Source organism: Pseudomonas grandcourensis, from assembly GCF_039909015.1.
Classification (GTDB): domain Bacteria; phylum Pseudomonadota; class Gammaproteobacteria; order Pseudomonadales; family Pseudomonadaceae; genus Aquipseudomonas; species Aquipseudomonas grandcourensis.
Map to the genome: position 1 here is coordinate 4132157 of NZ_CP150919.1, position 22310 is coordinate 4154466.

At 60.9% G+C, this 22310-nt stretch carries 15 protein-coding genes; 14 read left to right on the forward strand and 1 reads right to left on the reverse strand.

Annotated elements, in window-relative coordinates:
• Positions 1-89: 89 nt before the first annotated feature.
• A complete protein-coding gene (locus tag AABM52_RS18385) occupies positions 90-368 on the forward strand; it encodes a hypothetical protein (protein ID WP_347907340.1) in 279 nt (92 codons plus the stop codon).
• Positions 369-403: 35 nt separating this feature from the next.
• On the opposite strand, the gene AABM52_RS18390 is transcribed toward AABM52_RS18385, so the two are convergent.
• Positions 404-2569: a M48 family metallopeptidase gene (locus AABM52_RS18390; RefSeq protein ID WP_347907341.1), complete on the reverse strand. Its 2166-nt coding sequence runs from the start codon at positions 2567-2569 to the stop codon at positions 404-406.
• 702 nt (positions 2570-3271) lie between these two features.
• Here AABM52_RS18390 and AABM52_RS18395 point away from each other — a divergent pair.
• From AABM52_RS18395 to tssM, 13 genes are all read left to right on the forward strand, one after another.
• Positions 3272-4024, forward strand: coding sequence for a hypothetical protein (locus AABM52_RS18395; protein ID WP_046042535.1), 753 nt, complete (start codon positions 3272-3274; stop codon positions 4022-4024).
• A gap of 68 nt (positions 4025-4092) precedes the next feature.
• Complete coding sequence (gene tssB / locus AABM52_RS18400) at positions 4093-4626, forward strand: type VI secretion system contractile sheath small subunit (RefSeq protein ID WP_007978739.1); 534 nt, start codon at positions 4093-4095, stop codon at positions 4624-4626.
• Positions 4627-4636: 10 nt separating this feature from the next.
• Positions 4637-6139, forward strand: coding sequence for a type VI secretion system contractile sheath large subunit (gene tssC / locus AABM52_RS18405; RefSeq protein WP_056723981.1), 1503 nt, complete (start codon positions 4637-4639; stop codon positions 6137-6139).
• A 25-nt stretch (positions 6140-6164) separates the two neighbouring features.
• Positions 6165-6647, forward strand: a complete 483-nt coding sequence (gene tssE, locus AABM52_RS18410) for a type VI secretion system baseplate subunit TssE (protein WP_160389451.1) — start codon at positions 6165-6167, stop codon at positions 6645-6647.
• The gene (gene tssF / locus AABM52_RS18415; protein WP_347907342.1) at positions 6647-8479 is read left to right on the forward strand and encodes a type VI secretion system baseplate subunit TssF; all 1833 of its coding nucleotides are present in this window, start codon (positions 6647-6649) and stop codon (positions 8477-8479) included. The genes tssE and tssF overlap by 1 nt, the downstream gene beginning before the upstream one ends.
• The gene (gene tssG, locus AABM52_RS18420; protein WP_347907343.1) at positions 8443-9513 is read left to right on the forward strand and encodes a type VI secretion system baseplate subunit TssG; all 1071 of its coding nucleotides are present in this window, start codon (positions 8443-8445) and stop codon (positions 9511-9513) included. Before tssF ends, tssG begins: the two co-directional genes overlap by 37 nt.
• Positions 9510-12113, forward strand: a complete 2604-nt coding sequence (gene tssH, locus AABM52_RS18425) for a type VI secretion system ATPase TssH (protein WP_347907344.1) — start codon at positions 9510-9512, stop codon at positions 12111-12113. Before tssG ends, tssH begins: the two co-directional genes overlap by 4 nt.
• A 23-nt stretch (positions 12114-12136) precedes the next feature.
• Positions 12137-12892 (forward strand): type VI secretion system lipoprotein TssJ, encoded by a 756-nt coding sequence (tssJ, locus tag AABM52_RS18430; RefSeq protein WP_347907345.1) that lies wholly within the window; start codon positions 12137-12139, stop codon positions 12890-12892.
• On the forward strand, positions 12889-14232 hold the full coding sequence (tssK, locus tag AABM52_RS18435) for a type VI secretion system baseplate subunit TssK (RefSeq protein WP_347907346.1): 1344 nt from the start codon (positions 12889-12891) through the stop codon (positions 14230-14232). The genes tssJ and tssK overlap by 4 nt, the downstream gene beginning before the upstream one ends.
• Positions 14229-14942, forward strand: a complete 714-nt coding sequence (gene icmH / locus AABM52_RS18440) for a type IVB secretion system protein IcmH/DotU (RefSeq protein WP_046042544.1) — start codon at positions 14229-14231, stop codon at positions 14940-14942. Before tssK ends, icmH begins: the two co-directional genes overlap by 4 nt.
• Before the next feature lie 30 nt (positions 14943-14972).
• On the forward strand, positions 14973-18860 hold the full coding sequence (locus AABM52_RS18445) for a type VI secretion protein IcmF/TssM N-terminal domain-containing protein (RefSeq protein ID WP_347907347.1): 3888 nt from the start codon (positions 14973-14975) through the stop codon (positions 18858-18860).
• 31 nt (positions 18861-18891) lie between these two features.
• Positions 18892-19818 (forward strand): type VI secretion system-associated protein TagF, encoded by a 927-nt coding sequence (gene tagF, locus AABM52_RS18450; RefSeq protein ID WP_347907348.1) that lies wholly within the window; start codon positions 18892-18894, stop codon positions 19816-19818.
• Positions 19815-22289: a type VI secretion system membrane subunit TssM gene (gene tssM, locus AABM52_RS18455; RefSeq protein ID WP_347907349.1), complete on the forward strand. Its 2475-nt coding sequence runs from the start codon at positions 19815-19817 to the stop codon at positions 22287-22289. Before tagF ends, tssM begins: the two co-directional genes overlap by 4 nt.
• The last annotated feature ends 21 nt before the right edge of the window (positions 22290-22310 follow it).

Sequence of the window (22310 nt, forward strand, 5' to 3'; positions counted from 1 at the left end):
TTACTCGGTCGATTGGCACAATGGCTCCATCAGCGTTGTGAGCTTTGAAAAGTGACCCACCGAAAACACAACGGCTCAGGGCTGTCACCATGAAAGACATCCACAAGATCTCCTCGAACATCGCCCGAACGGCAGAACTGCTGAGGACATTCGGCCACCCGCAATGGGCAGACAGACTTGAGGAGTGCAGCCTTGCGCTGCCCCAGGATACGGCGTACGCGTTGTCTCGATTGATGTCGCTGTACGGCGGCATGGGCTCGATCAACGACGTTGTTCTGTATGAGAACGCAAAACCCTTGCTGGACGAAAACAACCAACTGCAAGGGCTGCTATCAGATCTTCATCAGCTTTGCGCAGGGAGCCATTGAACCCGGCGCCCCACGCTTGCCAATGCTGAAAGCCTTCAGGCCTGCTCGAATCGCTGCTGCAGCAAGTGCCGCGCAGTGCCTGCATTGAGGTAGGTGCCTATCAGTTCCGCCAATTGCTCATTCTTGAGCTTTTTGTCGTCCCGGCAGAACTGAATCAACTGCAAGCGGACCCAGCGCTTTTTCTTGTCGAGCTTCGCATCAGGCGAAAAGAACGAGCGCGAGGCCAACTCAGGCATGGGGGCATCGTCTTCCAGCAGCAAGTTCAAGTGCAGTCCCTGCCCCATTTGCAGACCAAAATCAGCGACGTGCCGGATCGGCAGTGGGGCCTTGAGGTTGGCGAAAACGAAGTGCTCGGGTGTCAGCAACAACGCAGTCTTGTTCGCCCGCTTGAGCAAGCGCAACGAGAACGGCAGCAGGCATGCCATCAATACGACGAGCCCCCCACCAGCGGCCAGTATCATCGATTTGTTACTCCCTGAAGCCTGTGGAAACAGCCACGGCAAGACCAGCAGGCCCAAGCCCAGCAACATGAAACACGAGAAACAAATCAGGGTAATCCACCCGCGCAATCGTGCGCCTTCATGTAGCCGGACTTCCTCCGTGGCATTGCCGGCATGGCTGCGCAACTCCTGCACAACCGCCGCATCCTGCTCTACATAGTGGCCGAGAAAGTCCTCGGTAATGCGGGCACGCAATGCCTGGGGGTCGGCGAAATAGTGATCCATCGCGGCGCAGGCTTGTGCCGCGATGATCGGGCGGGTGCCGCGACTGACGGCCTCTTCGACCGTGACTTGCAGGGACGCCAGCCGCTCGAGATTGGAGGGATGGGTGTCCGACGGATGAGGCAGGCTGGCTGCCATTTCCTCCTCGGGCAGGGTCAGAGGCTGCGCGGCCAGTTCCTGCACCAAGCTGCCTGGCAAGTCGCCGGTCCGCACGTGTTCGGCACTGGGGTTGGTCGCGCGGGCCACATGGGTCGATACACCCTGCTGCAACAAAGGGTCGATGGCAGAGATGCGCACCAACGCCGAAGCGATGGCGATATTCCCCGTCAGCTTCGCGCCCGCCGCGTCCGCCGCCAGCTCCCGAACGCGGCTCCAATGGTTCACCGCGTGATCGAAACGCTCCATGAAATACTCACCGAGCATGAACGCCGGCCACAGCGTCGTGCGTTGCAGCACATCGCTTTGCAGCATGGTTTCGGCAATCACGCCGAGACTGCGGCCGATACCCTCGTAGATCGGTACGAAGCGCAGGCTGTATTCGGTATCGGCACCGGCGAAGTGCGCCAGTTCGTGACCGATGACCGCGCCGGTTTCTGCCGAATCGAGCAGGCCCAGGTACATCATCGGCACGTGCAGGGTGCGGCCCTTGAGCGCGGTGCCTGACGGGAGCAGGTTGACGTCGCTGGAGGTGACGTAAAAGCCTTCGGTCATGCCCAGTACGATGTGCTCGGGTGCCAGCGCGCCGAGCTGGTCTGCCAGCTCGCGAACATAGGCCCACAACGCCGGCGCCTGCTCCGGTGTGACCACCTGGCCCAGAACGTTCATCGGCGTGGACTGGAACATGCGCAGCATGACCGGCAGCTGCTTGCCCATCTGCCAGATCGAATACAGGAAACCGAGCATCAGCATCAACACGATGAGCATCAGCTTGAATTCACCGGTGGCCATTTTCCCCATGTGCCACAGCCCCAGGCCTTCGAAACCGAGGATGGCCGCCACCGCCGCACCCATGGCGACGATGTGCATTACCAGCAGGTACGGCAACAGGCGGCTCACCCGGTTGAAGGTGTGCAGCAATCGTTCACGGGAATGACTCGCGCGGGCACCGGCCCATCGCAACCCCGACAGACCCAGTACGCCGACCAGCGAGGCCAGCAGGCCGAGGACGATGACGCCTTTGGACAGGTTGCTCATCACGACAGCCACCGGTTGCAGGATGGTCAGTTCGTGCTCTGCCTGGGTAACGCGCGACAAAGCCATGTGAACACCCATGCGCTCACCGTTGATATCGACCGTGGCCGAACGGGAGAACGGTTTGGCAACCATCGCTTCGAGTTCGACATGCATCTCGCTCAGTTCGGCGTTGATATCCGCGAACTCCGTGATGCTCTCGGTACTGCGTTGTAACTCCCAGACACCAAACAAACCAAGGCAAAGCGGCAGGAGAATTAATACGGCAATGAGTTTCATCGTTCTCATGAGACAGGGCCTCAATAGTCGCGTCGCCTAACATCCGTGGCGAGCATAAATTCCATTTAACGAAGGCCTGAAAGCCCTCGAGCTATTGCACGGCCAGACATGAAAGTTATGGGCTGTAGTCGTACGTGGCGCGTTATACAGAAATATCCGCGATATGTAACGCCATATTGCCCGAACACTCGTTCAGCAATGGAAAGGACGCCTTGTATATCCCGGGCATCGTGAGATGCCATCACTTCCTTGCCGGTTATATGACACTTATCCTTCAACCTTTTCCTCAGCGGATCATCAAGCGGGCATTGGGTGAACCGGTTCACCTTTTTTCAATTTTTTTCAATTAAAAATTGGATCCATTACCTGCCTGAAACCATTGAATTGATTGGGTTTCAGACACTTGTGCCATTCAGATCCGGCAAATGATGGCAACAAGACATCATTGCGGCATGTATCAAAAAAAAGAAAAAATCCGCGCCGCGTAGGAACTTTCCTACAGATCTTGTTGCCATACACGACGTTACTGGCAACTCGACATCCATATGCCAGCATCGCACTCCCAATGATTCCTGGCAGTGTGATTTTTTGATGTCAAACATCAGCGATCACAACTCGTGAACAGGTGTTCAATCGAGAAATTAGTCGCTGCGCACGCACTCCCGTGTATATCCGGGTAGTCGTCGCGTAGTGTTCAAGGACGATGTACCGATGACTCAGACGTTTTTTGATGTTGAAGCATTGATCAAGCTGCGAAGCCAGACCCGGGCCATTTCCGATGCGCTCAAGGCGCAGGCTTCGGACTATCTGGCGACCCTGGCTCTGCTGATCCGTCCGCAAGCGTTTTTCGGTGAATACCTGCAGGGCGCGCAACGCAGCAGCGGGCGCGAGACCCAGCACCATTTCAAGGAACTCAAGGAGCTCTACGACCGCATCGGCTCGGGCGCTCCGTTCCAGCTGGTCAACGAACTCGAAGTGCCCCTCAACCTGCTCAGTACGACACCGCAACTGTTTGCGCTGGAGTACGACAAGGTGCTGTCCCAAAGCGGCCAATCCATTCGCATCACCAGCCCCGTGCGCTGGGTGGTGGGCTTCAGTTCGTTCGACCTGGCGCGTTTTCGCACCGTCATCAAAGACCCCAATCGCAGCAGCGCCGAGCTGTACCGCTTCGTGGTGCATTACCTGGTGCTGTTCTACTGCCTGAGCAAGTCGCCCGGCATCAGCCGCCTGCTCGAAGGCCTGCGTTTTCCCGTCAGTTTCGAACGCTTGAAGGACTTCGGCGACCTGCCCTTTTGCGTCATCAGCTCGCCGGTTCGCTCGCAGTTGCCCGACGAGGCCGTGATCCGCAGCAGCACCCAGATTGCCGGCAACACCAGCTTCGAAGAGTTGGTGGGCTTTGAAAACATCATGGAAATGAACGATGAAATCCGTCAGCGCCTGCTGCTGACGATCGAAGGAATGTAACGCGCTCGGCCACCCATTGAACCGACACGCAAACGACTTGCAGCGAATTGTTCGCACAGGAGATCACGATGGCGAAGAAGGAAAGTACCCAGCACAAACTCGACCGCGTTCGCGCGCCTCGGGTCCACATCACCTACGACGTGGATATCGGTGACGCTCAGGAAAAGAAAGAGCTGCCCTTTGTCGTCGGTGTGCTGGGCGATTTCTCCGGCAACCCGCTGGAGCCGCTGCCGAAGCTCAAGGACCGCAAGTTCATTTTCATCGACCGCGACAACTTCAACGGCGTGCTCAAGGGCATCAAGCCGCGCCTGACCTACCGCGTCGACAACACCCTGGCCAAGAACGGCACGCAGCTGGGTGTCGAGCTCAACTTCAACGCCCTCGAAGACTTCGAACCACAGAACGTGGTCAAGCAGGTCGAGCCGCTGCGCAAGCTGCTGGAAGTGCGCAACAAGCTGGCGGACCTGCGCAACAAGATGGGCGGCAACGACAAGCTCGAAGAGCTGCTGATGGACGTGTTGCAGAACACCGAGAAGTTGAAAACCCTGGGCAAGGAATTCGGCCGCGAAGCCGCTGTTCCAGCCACCGACGGCAAAGCGTAGGAGCCTGACGATGAACGACAAGCAAACCGTGACTCAACAGGACAGCACGCTGGTTGAAGTGGACAGCTTCACCGCGCAATCCTCGTTGCTCGACAGCATCATTTCGCAAAGCCGCGTGGCCCGCTCCGAGACCGAGCGCACCCGTACCCGCGACCTGATCGGTGAATTGGTCAACCAGATCCTGGAAGGCGAAATGACGCCGAGCAAGGACCTGATCGCCGTACTCGATGCGCGCATCGCCGAGATCGACGCGATGCTCTCCGAGCAGATGAACGAGATCATGCACGCCAGTGAGTTCCAGCAGCTGGAAGCCTCCTGGCGTGGCCTGAAGTATCAGGTCGACCAGACCGAGACCAGCACCACGCTGAAGATCCACCTGCTCAACGCGTCGAAGAAAGACCTGGTGCGCGACCTCAAGGCCGCTTCCGAATTCGACCAGAGTGCGCTGTTCAAGAAGATCTACGAAGAAGAATACGGCACCTTCGGTGGTGCACCGTTCGGCATGCTGCTGGGTGACTACGAGTTCAACCGCAGCCCGGAAGACATGTACCTGCTCGAAGAGATTTCCCACGTCGCCGCGGCCGCCCACGCGCCGTTCATCTCGGCGGCTTCGCCTGAATTGTTTGGCTGGGATTCGTTCACCGACATGTCCGGCCCACGGGATCTGGCGAAGATTTTCGACACCGTCGAATACGCCAAGTGGAAGTCGTTCCGCGCTTCCGAAGACTCGCGTTATGTCGGCCTGACCCTGCCCCACGTGCTCGGTCGCCTGCCTTACGGCCCGGATACCACGCCGGTCGAGGAATTCAACTTCGTCGAAAGCGTCGATGGCCGCGACCACAACAAGTACCTGTGGATGAACGCCGCCTACGCGCTGGGCACTCGGGTCACCGATGCGTTTTCCCGCTACGGCTGGTGCGTGGCGATCCGTGGTGTCGAGGGTGGTGGCCTGGTGGAAGGTCTGCCGACCCACACGTTCAAGACCGATGACGGCGAAATCGCCCTCAAGTGCCCGACCGAAATCGCCATCACCGACCGTCGTGAAAAAGAGCTGTCGGACCTCGGTTTCATTCCGCTGGTGCACTGCAAAGGCACCGACTACGCCGCGTTCTTCGGCACCCAGTCGGCGCAGAAGCAGAAGCAGTACAACACCGACATCGCCAACGCCAACGCCCGGCTTTCCGCGCAGTTGCAATACATCTTCGCCACCTCGCGCATCGCCCACTACATGAAGGCGATCATGCGCGACAAGATCGGCAGCTTCGCTTCGCGCAAGGACGTCGAGCTGTTTCTCAACAAGTGGCTGTCGAGCTACGTGCTGCTGGACGACACCGCGAGCCAGGAAGCCAAGGCCAAGTTCCCGCTGCGTGAAGCGCGTGCCGAGGTGTTTGAAGTACCGGGCAAACCGGGCGTCTACAAGGCTGTGACGTACCTGCGCCCGCACTACCAACTGGACGAGCTGACCGCTTCGTTGCGCCTGGTCGCTGAATTGCCGCAATCGACCCGCGGCTGATCGAGCACATTGCCAGGGAGGCACCATGACCAGTCAACACAAGCTGTTGCCATCACTGCTGGACCGATTGCTGGACGATCGTCCGCATCAGTCCATCGAAGCGTCTTCGCAACGCTTGTGTTCGCTGGCCGATTACAAGGCCAGCATCGTTCGCGACCTGGAGATCCTGGTCAACACCCGCCAGTCCCTGGTCGCCAACGAGCTGGAGGGTTTCGTCAACCTCAGCGGCAGCATCCTCGACTACGGCATGCCGGACTTCACCAGCCGCAGCGTGCTTGATCCCAAGGATCGCCTGCTGATCCAGCGGCAACTGGAGAAAGCGATCTCGGTCGGCGACCGGCGCTTTCGCAGCGTCAAGGTGCAACTGCTCGCCCAACAGACCGGCCAACGCATGCTGACCTTTCGTGTGGACGCGGTCCTGCGCCTGCAAGACGTCACCCGTCAGGTGTCCTTCGACGCGGTGCTGCAGGTCAACACCCAGGAATACAAAGTGCAGAACCTCAACTGATGCTCGACGATCTGCTGCCCTACTACGAAAAGGAACTGTCGCACCTGCGCTTTTTGGGCCAGGAGTTTGCGAGCCAGTACCCGAAAATCGCTTCGCGGTTGCTCATCGAGGGCGATAACTGCGAAGACCCGCATACCGAGCGCTTGATCGAAGCGTTCTCGTTCCTGTCGGCGCGGGTGCACAAAAAACTCGATGACGAGCTGCCGGAAATCGTCGAGTCGTTTCTCGAGGTCCTGTACCCGCACTACCTGCGCCCTACCCCGTCGATGTCGATCGTCGAGTTCAACCTGGGCAAGCAGGAAAAAGTCACCGAAGCCTTCCGTGTGCCCCGGCATACCGAACTCAGCGCCAACCCGATCGATGGCGTGGTGTGTAAATTCCGCACCTGCTACCCGGTCGAACTGTGGCCGGTGGCGGTGCAGCAGGCGTCGTTCATCGAGATGGAGCGCTCAGCGTTCAACGGCCACAGCGCCGACCTGGTCGCGCGCTTGCGCATCGGCCTGGCGGCGACCTCCGACGTGCTGTTCGGCAAGCTGGAACTCGACCGCCTGCGGTTCTTCCTCGACGGCGAAAGCACCTTGATGCTGCAGCTGTACGAACTGCTGTTCAACAACCTGGCCAAGGCCACGCTGAGCTTCGAAGATCAGGGGCGTACGCGCGAAGTCGTCTTGCCGGCCAACGCCTTGAAAGCCGTCGGCTACGGCCTGGACGAAGGCCTGGTGGACTACTCCGAGCGCTCGTTCCTCGGCTACCGCCTGCTGCACGAGTACTTCACCTTCCCCGACAAGTTCATGTTCTTCGACCTGTCGGGCTTTGCACGGATTCTGGCGGGCAAGGACGTCGAGAAAGTCGAGGTCAATTTCTATTTTTCCGACTACGACCTGAGCGATCGCCTGGCGCGCCTGACGCAAAACATCGGGCGCAATAACTTCAAGCTCAATTGCACGCCGATCATCAACCTGTTCCGCCAGCAGGCCGAACCGATCAAGTTGACCCACGCCCAGCACGAGTACGCGGTGACGCCGGATGTGCGCCTGCAAGGCTCGGCCGAAGTGGTGTCCATCGATCGCGTTCGGCGCGTGCGCAAGGTCGGCGGTATCGATCAGGTCGGCACCTGCCATCCGTTTTTCGAACCCCGAGGCGATCAGGGTCCCGGCCAAAGCTTCTGGATTGCCCGGCGCCGTGCGGTACAGAGCGGCCAGCGCGATGGCTCGAACGTGTTTATCCGGGTGGTGGATCGCGAACTGGGGCTGATGGAGGCCAACAACGATGCGCTGAGCATCCGCCTGACCTGCAGCAACCGTGACCTGCCCCTGATGCTGCCGTTCGGTGGTGAGCGTGGCGATTTCAATATCCCCGGCAACTCGGTGATCAAGGACATCCGCTGCCTGCGCAAGCCCACCGCCACCGCGCGTGTGCCGCTGGGCAACGGCGTGATCTGGCGGCTGATTTCGCACCTGTCGCTGAACCACATGTCGCTGGTGTCCCGTGGTCGCGAAGTGCTGCTGGAGCTGTTGTCGCTCTACAACTACCGCAACGTCTCGGCGATCCGTAAACAGATCAACGGCATCGTCTCGGTCAGCAGCGAACCTGTGGTTGCACGCATCGGCCACCCACGGCCGAACTTCGTGCGCGGCGTCGGCATCACCCTCAATTTCGATGAAAGCCAGTACACCGGCAGCGGTGTGTTTTTGTTCGGCATGGTGCTCGATCACTTCTTCGGTCAGTACTGCTCCATGAACAGCTTTACCCAATTAACCCTTCGCACCTTGCAGCGCGAAAAGAGAGTCGTCCAATGGCCACCGCGAACCGGCGATCAACCCCTGGTCTGATCGACCAGGCACGGGCTGAGCCGCACCGATTCGAGTTTTTCCAGTTGGTGCGCTTGCTTCGCCTGCATTACAGCAGAACCGGGCGCATGGACCTGGAAACCCGACCGCACGAGGACCCTTTGCGTTTTCGCTCGCAGCTGTCGCTCAACTTCCCGGCCAGTGAAGTCAGCGATCTGCAGTTCGAGCGTGAAGGCAAGGTGTCCGTGGCCGGCCTGCCGCTGTCCGAGATGCAAGTCACCTTCATGGGGCTGGTCGGGCCGTCGGGCGTGTTGCCGCGCCCGTACACCGAGCTGTTGATCGAGCGGCACATCCAGTACCGGGATGACGCGGCCCATGCGTTCCTCGACATCTTTTCGCACCGCATGACCACGCTGTTCTACGAGGCTTGGCAGAAGTACAAGTTCTACATCGAGTACGAACGCAACGGCACCTCGGATTTCGACCGCTACCTGCTCAATCTGGTGGGTTTCGGCCCCGAGGCACAGAAGCAGAAATTCGACAGGCAAGGCTCGCCCCTGCGCCGCGAACTGTTCAGCTATTTCTCCGGCCTGTTCGCCCAGAAACCACGCAACGCGTTGAACCTGGAAGTGATGCTCAGCTTTTATTTTTCGCTGCCATTCAAGGTCAAGCCGTTTGCCGGTCGCTGGCTGAAACTCGACGCCAGCCAATGCACGCAGTTGGGGCGCAAGAACGCCGTGCTCGGGCAAAGCGCCGTCGCCGGCAATCGGGTCTGGGACTACCAGTCGTGCGTGCGCATCGAGATGGGCCCGCTGGAACTGGCCGACTATCAACGCTTCCAGACAGGCACCGAGGACTACCAGAAGCTGGTTGAGCTGGTGCGCTTCTACGTCGGCGCGGAACTCGACTTCCAGTTGGCGCCAAAGCTCAAACCGCAGTCCGTACCCGTCGCCCGCCTGGGTCGCCTGGGCAACCTTTCGCTGGGCCGGCTCGGCTGGCTCAAACGACCAGGCGTCGACGTGGAGCCTTCCCGTTGCGCGCTCTTTCACATTCCTTTTGATGGGGTCTCCCTGTGAACCTGAAGTCCCTGTTCGCCAAGCTGAACGACACCAGCCGTACCGCCACCGAAAGCGCCGCGGCGCTGTGCCTGTCGGAACACCACTACGATGTCGAAATCGAGCACCTGCTGTTGCAGTTACTCGACAGCCACGACAACGACCTGCCGGCCATCCTGCGTCATTACGACGTAGTGCCTGAACGCTTGCAGGCGCAATTGGTGACAGCACTGGGGACATTCAAAAAAGGCAATACACGCACCCCGGCGCTGTCGCCGCACCTGACCCGCATGATCGAACAGGCGTGGGTCCTGGCCTCCATCGAGTTCGGCCAGGCACAGATCCGCACCGGCCATCTGTTGCAGGCCTTGCTCGATGACGACGAACTGCGCCGGGTGGTCATCGCTGGCGCCGCCGAGCTGGAGAAAATCAACGCCGACGACTTGCGCGTGAACCTCAACGCCTTGGTGGAAGGCAGCGCCGAATCGGCCCTGACCAAACCGCTGGGCACTGCCGACGTCGCCAGCGCCAGCACGGTCAAAGGCAACGGCAAGACCCCGGCCCTCGATCAATACACCATCAACCTCACGCAAAGCGCGCGCGAAGGCCGGATCGATCCGGTGCTCGGTCGCGAGTTCGAAGTGCGGCAGATGGTCGATATCCTGACCCGCCGCCGCCAGAACAACCCGATCCTCACCGGTGAAGCCGGTGTCGGCAAAACCGCCGTGGTTGAAGGCCTGGCCCTGCGCATCGTTCAAGGTGACGTGCCGTCAGTGCTCAAGGGCGTTGCCATCCACACTCTGGACCTGGGCCTGTTGCAGGCCGGAGCCGGGGTGAAAGGCGAATTCGAAAACCGCCTCAAGTCGGTCATCGAAGAAACCAAACGCAGCCTGCACCCGATCATTCTGTTCATCGACGAAGCGCACACCCTGATCGGTTCCGGCGGCCAGGCCGGGCAGAACGATGCCGCCAACCTGCTCAAGCCAGCCTTGGCTCGCGGCGAACTGCGCACCATCGCGGCGACCACCTGGGCCGAGTACAAGAAGTACTTCGAGAAAGATGCCGCCCTGGCCCGCCGCTTCCAGGTGGTGAAGGTCGAAGAGCCGGACGAAGACAAGGCGATCCACATGCTGCGCGGCCTGCTGGCCAAGATGCAGGAACACCACAAGGTCACCGTGATGGACGAAGCGCTGGTGCAGGCCGTGCGCCTGTCCAATCGCTACATCACCGGACGCCAACTGCCGGACAAGGCCGTCAGTGTGCTGGACACCGCCTGCGCCCGGGTCGCCTTGGGGCAATCGGCACAGCCGGGGCCGCTGGAAGACTGCAAACGCCAGATCGACAACCTGCAGGCGGAGATCTCGGTACTGCAACAGGAAGCCGCCAAAGGCAGCGACCATGCCCGCCGCTTGACCGCCCTCAATACCGAACTCCTGAGCGAACAGCAGACCCGCGATGCCCTCGAACAACAGTGGCAACGCGAGCTGCAACTGGTGGAACAACTCGGCGCCCTCAGCCACCCGGAGAATCAGGTACCGGATACCCAGGAGATTGCCGCGGTGCGCGCCGAACTGGCCAGCGTCCAGGGTGAACAACCGCTGGTGCATGCCCTGGTGGATGGCGGCACCATCGGCGAAGTGATCTCCGGCTGGACCGGCATCCCGCTGGGCAAGATGCTGCGCGACGAAATCGAAACCGTGCAGCGTCTGCCGGCATTGCTGGGCGAGCGAGTGCTCGGCCAGGACCACGCACTGCACGAAATCGGCAAGCGCATCAAGATTTCCCGCGCACGCATGGAAGACCCGAACAAACCGATCGGCGTGTTCCTGTTGCTCGGCCCGAGCGGCGTCGGCAAGACCGAAACCGCACTGGCGCTGGCCGACACCCTGTACGGCGGCGAGCGTAACGTCATCACCATCAACATGTCCGAGTACCAGGAAGCCCACACCGTCTCCAGCCTCAAGGGTTCGCCTCCGGGTTACGTCGGCTATGGCGAGGGCGGTGTGCTGACCGAAGCCGTGCGGCGCAAGCCGTACAGCGTGGTGCTGCTCGATGAGGTGGAAAAAGCCCACCCGGACGTGCTCGAACTGTTCTTCCAGGTGTTCGACAAAGGCGTGCTGGATGACGGCGAAGGTCGCGAGATCAACTTCCGCAACACCGTGATCATCCTCACCTCCAACACCGGCACCGACCGCATCATGCAGTGGTGCCTGAACACCGAGCAGCAACCGACGCCGGAAGACATCGTCGAAGGGCTGCGTGACGAGTTGAACCAGGTGTTCAAGCCGGCCTTCCTCGGCCGCCTGACCATCGTCCCCTACTACCCGGTCAAGGACGCGATCCTTGAGCGCATCGTCGCGCTCAAGCTTGCGCGCATTCGCCAGCGTTTCGAGCGCAATCACCAGGCCGTCCTGAGCTATGACGAGGCACTGGTCAAGGCCATTGCCTCGCGCTGCACGGAAGTCGACAGCGGCGCCCGCAACATCGACAACATTCTGTCCAAGACCCTGATGCCGGAACTGGCCCAGCGGGTCCTGGAGCGCATGGCGCAGGACAAACCGATTCAGAGTTTGAACATCGAGTTGGGCAGCGACGGCGATTTCGCCTATCGCCTGAACTGATCGGGCATTTACAGGTAGTGGTCATGGACAAGAGATATTCAGGGAAGCGTCCCGCGAAAACGGCATTGGCTAAATGCCTGACGGCGGTGGCGATGATGGCGGTACTGAGCGCCTGTGGCGTCACCGACCGGGTCGGCAAGCGAGTCGACGACACGTGGGCCGGCGACATGCTGTTCGACGACAACGAGAAAGTCATCCTGACGTCCGACGGCGGTAACCAGCTCAATCCCGACGCGTCCGGCAAGCCGCTTTCGGTGGTGCTGCGCGTGTACCAGCTGACGTCGCTGGAGCGCTTTGCGTCGGTGGATGCCGACTCGCTGTGGGACGACCCGCAAAAAGCCCTCGGCAATACCCTGATCGAAAACCGCGAAATCACCTTGTTGCCGGGTATGGGGCAAGTCGACAAGTGGCCGCTGAACAAGGCGGCGGGGTACGTCGGCGTCGCGGCTTTTTTCCGCACCGACGAGAACAGCCGCTGGAAGGTCGCATTCGATGCCAACTCCCTGCGCAAGGACGGCATCTGGTTCTCCTCCAACGGCCTGCGGGTGCTGGTGGACAACAACACGGTGTCTGCCGTCAGCGGCGTCGACGTGCTGGACAAACCCAAGACCCAGGAACAACTGGCTAAAGCCGCTGCCCAGCCCGACCCGTCTGCCGAACCGACACTGAACGAACGTGTTCAGGACGCCGTGGTGCAAAAGGTCCAGGACAAAGCCGTTGGTTCTACGCAAAAAGCCGTCGACTCGAAATTGAATTCATTATTGGAAGGCGCTCAATGAGTAAGCACAGCCGGGTGATGTGGTCCGAAGGCATGTTCCTTTTGCCACAGCATTTCCAGTATCAGGATGAGTTCCACCAGCATCAGCTGGCGCAGGCGACCCTGCGCAACACGCCTTTTCACTGGGGCGTGCAGTTGCTGGAAGTGGACGAGGAAGCCCTCGCCACCGGCTCCCTGCTGCTCAAGCGGCTGAAGCTGGTGTTTCCCGACGGCAGCCTGTTCGATGCGCCGCAGCACGATCCGCTGCCGGCAGCCCGGGACTTGAAGGACCTGCTCAAGGGTAACGACCTGAAGGTCTACGCCGCGCTGAAACTGCCAGAGCCCTTCGGCCTGAACTATGTCGAAGACGGCCAGGAGCAGAAGACCGGGCGGCGCTTTCGCAAGCAGTTCGACACCCTGCCGGACCTCAACGAAGGCGACCTGGAAAACGAAATCACCAGCCTGCGCCTGAACGTGGTGATGCTGATCGACGGCGACAACCTCGATGGCTACACCTGGTGCCCGATTGCCCGGCTGTCGCGCAACAACATTGGCGGCTTCAACCTCGACGGGCATTTCGTGCACCCGACGCTGCACCTGGGCACCCACGACACCCTGATCGGCCTGGGCAAGCGTTTGCTCGGCGCCCTGCAATCCAAGAGCAAGGCGCTGTCGGGCCGTCGTCGCGAGCGCGCGGACCAGATTGCCGAGTTCGGCTCCAGTGACGTGACCCTGTTCTGGCTGTTGAACACGGTGAACCGCGCCCACCCGGCCCTGGCGCACCTGCTTGCGCATCCGCGCTTGCACCCCGAGCGCTTGTATCTGTTCCTGGCCGAACTCGCCGGCGGCTTGCTGACGTTTTCGCTGGACACCCAGCTCAACGACATCCCCGAGTACGACCACCACGACCCGGCGGCCTCGCTGGTCAAGCTCGACGAAATGATTCGCGTGCTGCTCGACAACGTGGTGCCGAACCAGTGTGTGGTGATCAACCTGACCCAGACCAAACCCTCCTACTGGCAAGGGCAGTTGCACGACCCACGGCTGGCGGAGGCGGACTTCTACATCTCCGTGCACGCCGACATGCCGGGCGCGAGCCTGCTGGAACTGGTGCCACGGGCGTTCAAGGTCGGCTCGCCGGAAGACATCGAAGTGGTGGTCAACAGCGCCATGCCGGGGGTCACCCTCAATCATTCGACCCGCCTGCCCAATGCGATTCCGGTGCGACTGGACAATCACTACTTCTCCATCGAGCCCCATGGCCGGGTGTATGAGCGAATGATGAGTGCCCAGGCCATCTCTTTCTATGCGCCCAGCGCGTTCACCAACCTCAAGCTTGAACTGATGGCGGTACTCAAATGACCGAAGCCGTACTGCAAGGCGCCGTTGCGGCCGCCCGTGAAAAACCGACCCTCAAAGACCTGGTGCAAGACTTCATCAGCATGGCGCTGATCGTGCGCAAGGGTCGCCAGGTGACTTCGGTCAGCGCCTTCGAGGCGAGTGTCGACACCTTCTTCAAGGCGCTGGAACGCGACGCCCGTGGCGCCAACTACAGCGTTGAACAGGTGAAAGACACCCAGTACGCCCTGTGTGCGTTCCTCGATGAAAGCGTGTTGCGCTCCGGGGACAACGAGTTGCGTCGCCACTTTGAATTGCAGCCGTTGCAGTTCCGCTATTTCGGCGTGCACCTGGCCGGCGAAGGCTTCTTCGAAAAAATCGATGCGCTGCGTGGCGACGTCAAACAGAACCTCGACGTGCTCGAGGTTTACCACCTGTGCCTGGCCCTGGGTTTCGAAGGCAAGTTCAGCCTCGGGCAAAAGGACCAACTGCGTTACCTGGCCAATACCCTGGGCCAGGACATCGCGCGTTTTCGCAAGACACCCAAGGCTCTCTCGCCTGACTGGGCCTTGCCCGACCAGGTCTCGCAGATGCTGCGCCATGAGGTTCCCCTCTGGCTCTACCTGGCGCTGATTGCGCTGGTCTGCGCGGGTGTCTACCTGACACTGGACTGGTTGCTGGCCAAAGACCTGGCCGCATTGTCCGAACAAATCAGCCAGCTGTTCAGTGCCTGAAAACAGGTCAGGTAATCGAGTCAGGAAGACATGAAGACATTATTGCGCTCGTTAAAAAGTTTTTGGTTCCTCGTCCCCGTCCTGTGGCTGGCGAGCCTGGCGGTTTGCTGGTTCGTGGCCCCACACGTGAGTTGGCTGCGCGGTTATGCACTGGAGGCGATGGCGATCGTCAGCGCCTTCTACCTGCTGATCATTGTGCTGCGTCAGTACAAGCGGATCCGCGCCGAGCACAACCTTGAAAACCTGGTGCAGATCGAAGTCGATCGTTCACTCAAATCCACCGGCGAGTTCCGCGATCAGCAAGTGCTGCGCGAACGCCTCAAGCACGCCATCGCGATGCTGCGCGCCGACCGCTCGGCCGGTGGCGGCGGTTCGTCGGCGCTTTACGATTTGCCGTGGTACCTGGTGATCGGCATGTCGGCAGCGGGCAAGACCTCGTTGCTGACCCGCTCGGGCCTGTCCGCGAGCATTGCCAGCAGCGCCAACGACACCGAAAGCGGCACCCAGCATTGCGATTGGTATTTCAGCCCCGAGGCCGTGATGATCGATACGGCCGGCCGTTACCTGCGGGACGACCCGTCGGCCAGCGAATTCGCCGCCTTCCTGCGCATGCTGAAAAAACAGCGCAGCAAGGCCGCGGTCAACGGTCTGGTGTTGGTGGTGAGCCTGCCGGAACTGCTGGCGTGCAGCGCCGCCGAACGTAACGAACTGGCCGCCCAACTGGTGTCGCGCATCGAGGAATACAACGATTGCCTGGACGCCAGCCCGCCGATCTACCTGATGCTGAGCAAGACCGATCAACTGCCGGGCTTCAGCCAGGCGTTTGAAGGCCTGGACCTGAACGAGCGCCAGCAACCGCTGGGCATGACCTTCGGTTTATCCGAGATCCGCAACCAGGGCCTGCGCCCGGTGCTGGATGCCAAGCTGGCCAACCTGCACGGTCATATTCGCCGTCACGTCGACGCCCAGATGATTGCCTTGGGTGCCGATGCCAACAGCGCCCTGTTGAACTTCCCGAACTACTTCGCCGAGCTGTCGGGGGTACTCGAGCAGTTTCTCCAGCACTTCGCCGAGACCGGTCGCAGCGGTGCGCCGCTGTTGCTGCGCGGGCTGTATTTCACCAGCGCCTTGCAGACCGACCAGCAGTTGAGCCAGGTGTATGAAGACGACCTGGCCGAGTCGTTCGCATTGCAACCGGAACAAGAGCAAGCGGAACATGAGCAACCTGAGCCAAGCAGCGGCAGGAAAATCAGCGACCGCAGCTACTTCATCACCGATACGTTCCGTCGGGTGATCTTCCCGGACCGTGACCTGACCCTCTATCAGTCGCGCCTGGGCAAGAACACCTCCGCCAGCCCTGCCCTGCTGGGCCTGGCTGTGCTGGCCGGGGTTGCGTTCATTGGCTGGCAAGCCCTGTCGTTCCAGAACAACCGTCAGTGGCTGGCCACACTGCGCGAGCAACTGACCGAGCTGCAACAGTCCCCGGACCGTGCCGGGTTGCTCGCCTCGGGCCAGGGCCTGGAACTGCTGCGCGACCAACTCTCGGCCATCGAGAAGCACCGTGCCAAGGGTGTGCCGCTGCAACTCGGCGCTGGCCTCTATCGTGGTGACGATATCTACCGCGTCGCGCAGGCCGCTTACTTGCAGCAACTGCGCACCCAGGCGCTGGAACCGGTCACCTTGCAACTGCAATTGCAGATGCGCACCTTCAATGAGTTCGCCAAAACCATGGATGCGCAAAACAGCTTTGCGCCTGCGCCAAACAAAGCCGACTCGGTCAAAGCCCGCGTGCGAGGCCAGAAACTGCCGGTCCGCTTCAACAACCTGCCGCGCAACAGCGGTGATGTCGCCAGCCGCCTGACCGGTGCCGCCAAGGGTGCCGCGAACAAGGCTCGCGGCGAAGCGCTGACGGCACTGCGCAACCCTGCCACCGCAAGCGATGCCGCGGATTTGTCGGCGACCACCGGCGGGCTTTCGTTGTCCGAAGAAATGCTCGGCCGGCTGGATGAGCGGCAAGTCGCGTCCATCATCGAGTCCTATAACGCACTGAAGCTCTACCTGATGCTCACGCAACCCGGCACCCATCCAGACCCGGAGTTCGTCGGCGCCGCATTGCCGATGGCCTGGGCCAATACCGCCAGTGCCGACAATCCTGTCAGCACCGCGGTGATTCAGGACAACTCGCCGGTCTACGTGCAATTGCTCAAGAACGGCCAGGCACCGACTTTGTCGCGTAACGAGCAGCTGATCAGCGATACCCGCAACAGCCTGAAGTCCTTCATGATTTCCAGCTCGCTGGTGGACCGTGAATACCTGCGTCTGCAACTGGAATCCAGCCGACAGTTCCCGGCCGTTGGCTTGAGCGACCTGGTGCCACTGCCAGGCCGTCAGTTGCTGTACGGCACCGAGGCGGTCCCGGCGATTTTCACCCGCCAGGGCTGGGAACAGTTCGTCAAGCCTGAGCTGATCAAGCTGGTGTCGGGCAATCTGCAGAACGAATCGGACTGGGTGCTCGACGGCGAAGGCGGCGACAGCATCGTGCAGAAAGCCAACTTCATCCGCGAGTTCATGACGCGCTACAAGCGCGACTACACACAGGCCTGGTACACCTTCATCGACAGCGTCGGCGTTCGTCATTTCACCGACATGGCCAATGCGACCCAGCAACTGTCGCTGCTCAGCGACGTGCAGAACTCGCCGGTGAAAACCCTCCTGGCGGCGGTCAACGACAACACCCAATGGGACGTCCCTGCCCCTCGCGAAACCCTGCCGGCGGGCATCAAGCCCGATGATGGATTCTGGAGCAGCGTCACCGGGATCTTCGACGGGAAAAACACCTCGCCAAGTGCGCTGATTTCGCCTTTGCCGGCGGTCGACGACGGCAGCCTGGCGAAACGCTTCGAGCCTGTGTCGCGGGTGTTCGCCGTGCAAAACGCCGAAGGCGCCGACAGCACGATCATGGACCGCTACCTCGCGGCCTTGCGCAAACTCAAGGTGCGGATGAACAACATCCAGCGCTCCCAGGATGTTGGCAAAAGCAGCAAGCAGCTGATCAGTGAAACCCTCGAAGGGCTGCCAAGTGAAGTGACCAGCGTGCGCAACTATGTCGAGACCACCGTCGACACCAGCCAGGGAGGCCTGTCCGATTCGTTGCAGGGCCTGTTCAGCCTGCCGATCCAGTTTGCCTGGGAAACCCTGCGCGACCCGGCCGGCCAACAGATTGCCAAGGCCTGGGCGCAACAGATTGCCAAGCCCTGGGAACAGGTCATGGCGCACCGTTACCCGATTGCACCCGGCAGCCGCAATGAAGCGTCGGTCAAGGATCTGCAGCGTTTCGTCGACCCGGAATCCGGGCTGCTGCCGAACTTCAAGCGCAACGAAATCGGCAATCTGTCCGGTGGCGAAGGCCTGGGGATGAGCAGCAACAGCAAGGCTACGCCACTGGTCAACCCGAACATGGTCAACAGCATCGATAAGGCCAGCTCGTTGGGCCAGGTGATCGCCAGCCTGTCGGACCGCGACAACGGCTTCGAGATCATGCTCGAACCTTCCGCCAACCTCACCGACATCATCTTCACCCTCGACGGCCAGGTGCAGCACTACCGCAACGGCAAGACCAGCTGGAGCCGCTTCTCGTGGCCGGGCACGACCACCACGCCGGGCGCACGCCTGGATGTGGTCACCCTGACCGGCGAGCGCATCACAGTGTTCGATTACCCGGGCCGTTGGGGCTTGCTGCGCATGAACGACAGCGCACGGGTCAGCGATCTTGACGGTATCCAGCAACGCTTCAGCTGGAACACCAGCAGTGGCCCGGTCAGCCTCGCCGTGCGCAACTACGGCGGCGTCAAGCTGACGGACCTGGCGAACGTCAAGGCATTGAGCGCGCTCAACAGCAAAGAAGGTCAAGCGCTGTGAGCCGCCGAACCTTGATGCAGGGTTGCGGCCAATGATCGGTTGCTTCGGCAAGGTGCCCGCGAGCCCGGACTTCGTCAGCCTGCAAGGTGCGGGCGACGACGTCTGCGAGTTCGATAGCTGGCTGCAAGGGGCGCTGGCCGCCCTGCAGCATCGCGAAGACTGGCGCGAGTTGTTCGACGGGTTGCCGCTGTGCTTTTTCAGCTACCGCGCACGCAGCGGCAACTGGTTGCTGGGCGGGCTGATAAGCTCGAGGGATTCGAGTGGACGGCGCTATCCGTTTTTCATTTTCCAGACCCTCAAGGCCAGCGAAGCCGAGCCCCTGGTCAATCCGTTCACTCTGGGCGAACTGTTCAGCGGGCAGATCAGGCCCTTGCTGCACATGGCCGTCCAGGGCGAAAGCACTTCAGTGCTGTTCGACCGCATCAAGGCCCTGCGCCCGTTGCAAGGGCAGGACTTCGAGTTGTTCCGGCGCGTGCATGACAAGTTCCTGGTGAACTTCAACTTGCGCGATATCAGCACCGCGCTCGAAGGCGCCTACCCGGAATTCGTCACCAACGCCGTGCTGACCCGGCTTCAGGCCCTCAGAAGGCACCTGGCTCACGCGACGCCGATCGGCATCGCCCTGCCCTTGCCGGCAGAACGGGGCTTGAAAAACCCGACCGCCGATCTGTGGGTCACCTGGCTGACACAAATGACACCGGAACGCACCGTGCCGCAGATCAGCCTGCTGGCGGACGACTTCATGCGACCCCGGCTGATCTGTTTTGCATCGCGTCAGACCAGCGACGCCTACCGCGTGCTGACGGGCATCAGTGACCGCTCGCAAAGCTACGACGTGCTGGCGTCCTTCGATGACTTTGACGAACACCACCGCACACACACCTTTCCCGAAATCGACCGCCCGCTGGGTGACGTTATCGACCGTTTTGTCGATGCCCTGGATTCGAAGCCTGTATGAACAAGATCAAGTATTACTTCTTGCGCTATCAACCCTACATCCTAGGGGTGTGCTTTTTCCTCACGATCTTCGTGGTGTGGGGCATCGGGCGGGCGTTCGGCTTCAGTTCGCTAAACAGCCTGTTGACCGGCATCGCGGTGTTCCTGGTGCTGTCCGCCGGTTATGTGTTGCTGCTCTATCGGGGCGTGTCCCGGCATCACAACCTCGAAGGACTGCTGCGCGAGGATGCCGATCAGGCGGTGTTGAACGCGAGCCCGGCGGATCGCGAGGAAGTCAGCCTTTTGCGCGAGCGTCTGCTGCAGAGCATCGAACGCCTGCACAGCAACAAGCCACGGGGCAGTAATCCCAAGGATGCGCTGTATGCCCTGCCCTGGTATCTGGTGGTCGGTCAGCCCGCGGCAGGCAAGAGCACCATGCTCTACCAGTCGGGTCTCAATTTCCCCTACGCCGAGCGCGAAGGCGTGCGGGTCGCAGGTCTGGGTGGCACGCGCAATTGCGACTGGTTCTTCAGCTCCGAGGCCGTGCTGCTGGACACCGCCGGCCGCTACATGAACAACCAGGAAGAGGCCGGCAAATGGCGCGCGTTCCTGCAACTGCTACGCCAGCATCGCCAGCGCCGGCCGCTCAACGGCCTGATCGTCACCGTCAGCATCCACGACATCCTGCAAGCCTCACTCGAAGATCAGGAACGCATCGCCAAGCGCCTGCGCGAACGCATCCAGGAAACCCATGCCCTGCTGGAAGTGCGCCTGCCGGTCTACCTGGTGTTCACCAAGTGCGACCTGGTACCCGGTTTCGCGCCCTTCTATCGCCAACTCGATGAAACCGCACGCGGCGAAGTCATGGGCAAGACCTTCTCCCACAAAGGCTATGAGCAGGCCGACTGGGGGCAGCGCTTCGGCGTCGCGATGGACGAGCTGGTCAGCTATTGGCAACAAGTGGCGAGCCAGCAACTGGTCACCCAGGACATCCAGATCACCCGGCAGGATTCGGCGGTGTATCGGTTCCCGCTGGAACTGGCAGCCCTCAAGCCACGGCTTCAACTGTTCGTCGATGCCCTGTTGCGCGCCAACCCTTATCAAAGTGCGGAACTGCTGCGCGGCTTCTATTTCACCAGTGCACTGGACGCAGACCAGCCGGAACTGGGTGGACACGCACGGCAAGTGACCGAGCGTTTTTCGCTGGAAGGTGATCGGGAGATCGCCAACGGTCACGCGCAACCGCGCCCGTTGTTCATCAACAGTCTGTTCCGCAAAGTCATCATTCCCGACCAGCACCTGGTGGCGCTGTACACCACCAATCACCGCGAGCGTCGGCGCCGGGCGACCTGGATCGGCGGTGCCGCAGTGATCGCGGTGCTGCTGTGCAGCCTGTTGGGCTGGTCGTATGTGAACAACAGGAACACCTTGCAGAGTCTCTCGGCAGAACTGACCCAGGCTGGCGTCGACGACCGTTCAGTACCCGCTCAGTACACCGATTGGCAAACCCTGGATCGCCTGCGTTTCTGGACTGCGCACTACTACGCGCAGCATCACGACGAAGGCGTGCCGCTGCGCATGCGCCTGGGGCTCTATCAAGGCTACAAGGTAGAACCACTGGTGCGCAGCCACTATTTCGACCGACTGGAAAGCGTGATGCTCAAGCCCACGGCCGACAACCTGACCCGCTCGTTGTATTTGCTGACCACCCTCAAGGTCTATCAGCGCAATGCCAAAGAGTTGATGCCCGTGACCGGCGTGGACAGCGTTGAACCCAAGGCGCTGCCCAATGACAACCGGGCGCAATCCATCGCAGGTTTCGGCAAGGCGACGCTGGACACCTACGTCATGCTGTCCCGTGCCCAGCGTGAAAAGGCCGACCCTGGGTTCCTGAAAGCGAAAATCCCGGATTACTGGTACCCGGCGATTGCCCGTCAGGTCGGCAACGCCAGTGTCGCCGCCTCGGACTATGAATTCGCCAGCCGCCAGATCAATTTTTACAGCGACCAGATTCACGAGCCGGACGTGCCGCGAATCCTCGACAACGCGTTCCTGATCTCCAGCTCGCGCAACTACATCAACAGCCTGCTGACCCAATCGCTGCGCTCGATCGAAACCATCACGCTGGAGTCGGACACCCTGTTCGCTTTCGCCCGTGCCGACTTCCAGAGCCTGAAGACTGAAGGCCAAAGCCAGCTCAGCGCGATTGCCGGCAAGCTGCTCAGCACTCCCAACATCGGAAAAATCATCATCGCCGGGCACGCCGATCAGCTCGGCGATCCCCAAGGCAACCTGCAGGTTTCCAAACAGCGGGCGCAAACCATCAAGACCTACCTGGTGGGCAAAGGCGTACCCGGCGAGCTGGTCGAAGCCGTCGGCGAAGGCAGCAACAAGCCCTTGGTCAAGTGCGATATGCAGCAGCCAAGGGCCCTGCTGATCCGCTGCCTTGAGCCTAACCGGCGGGTAGAAATCGAAGTGCGGGCACTCAACTGAGCATGCGCGCCTTGTGAAGAA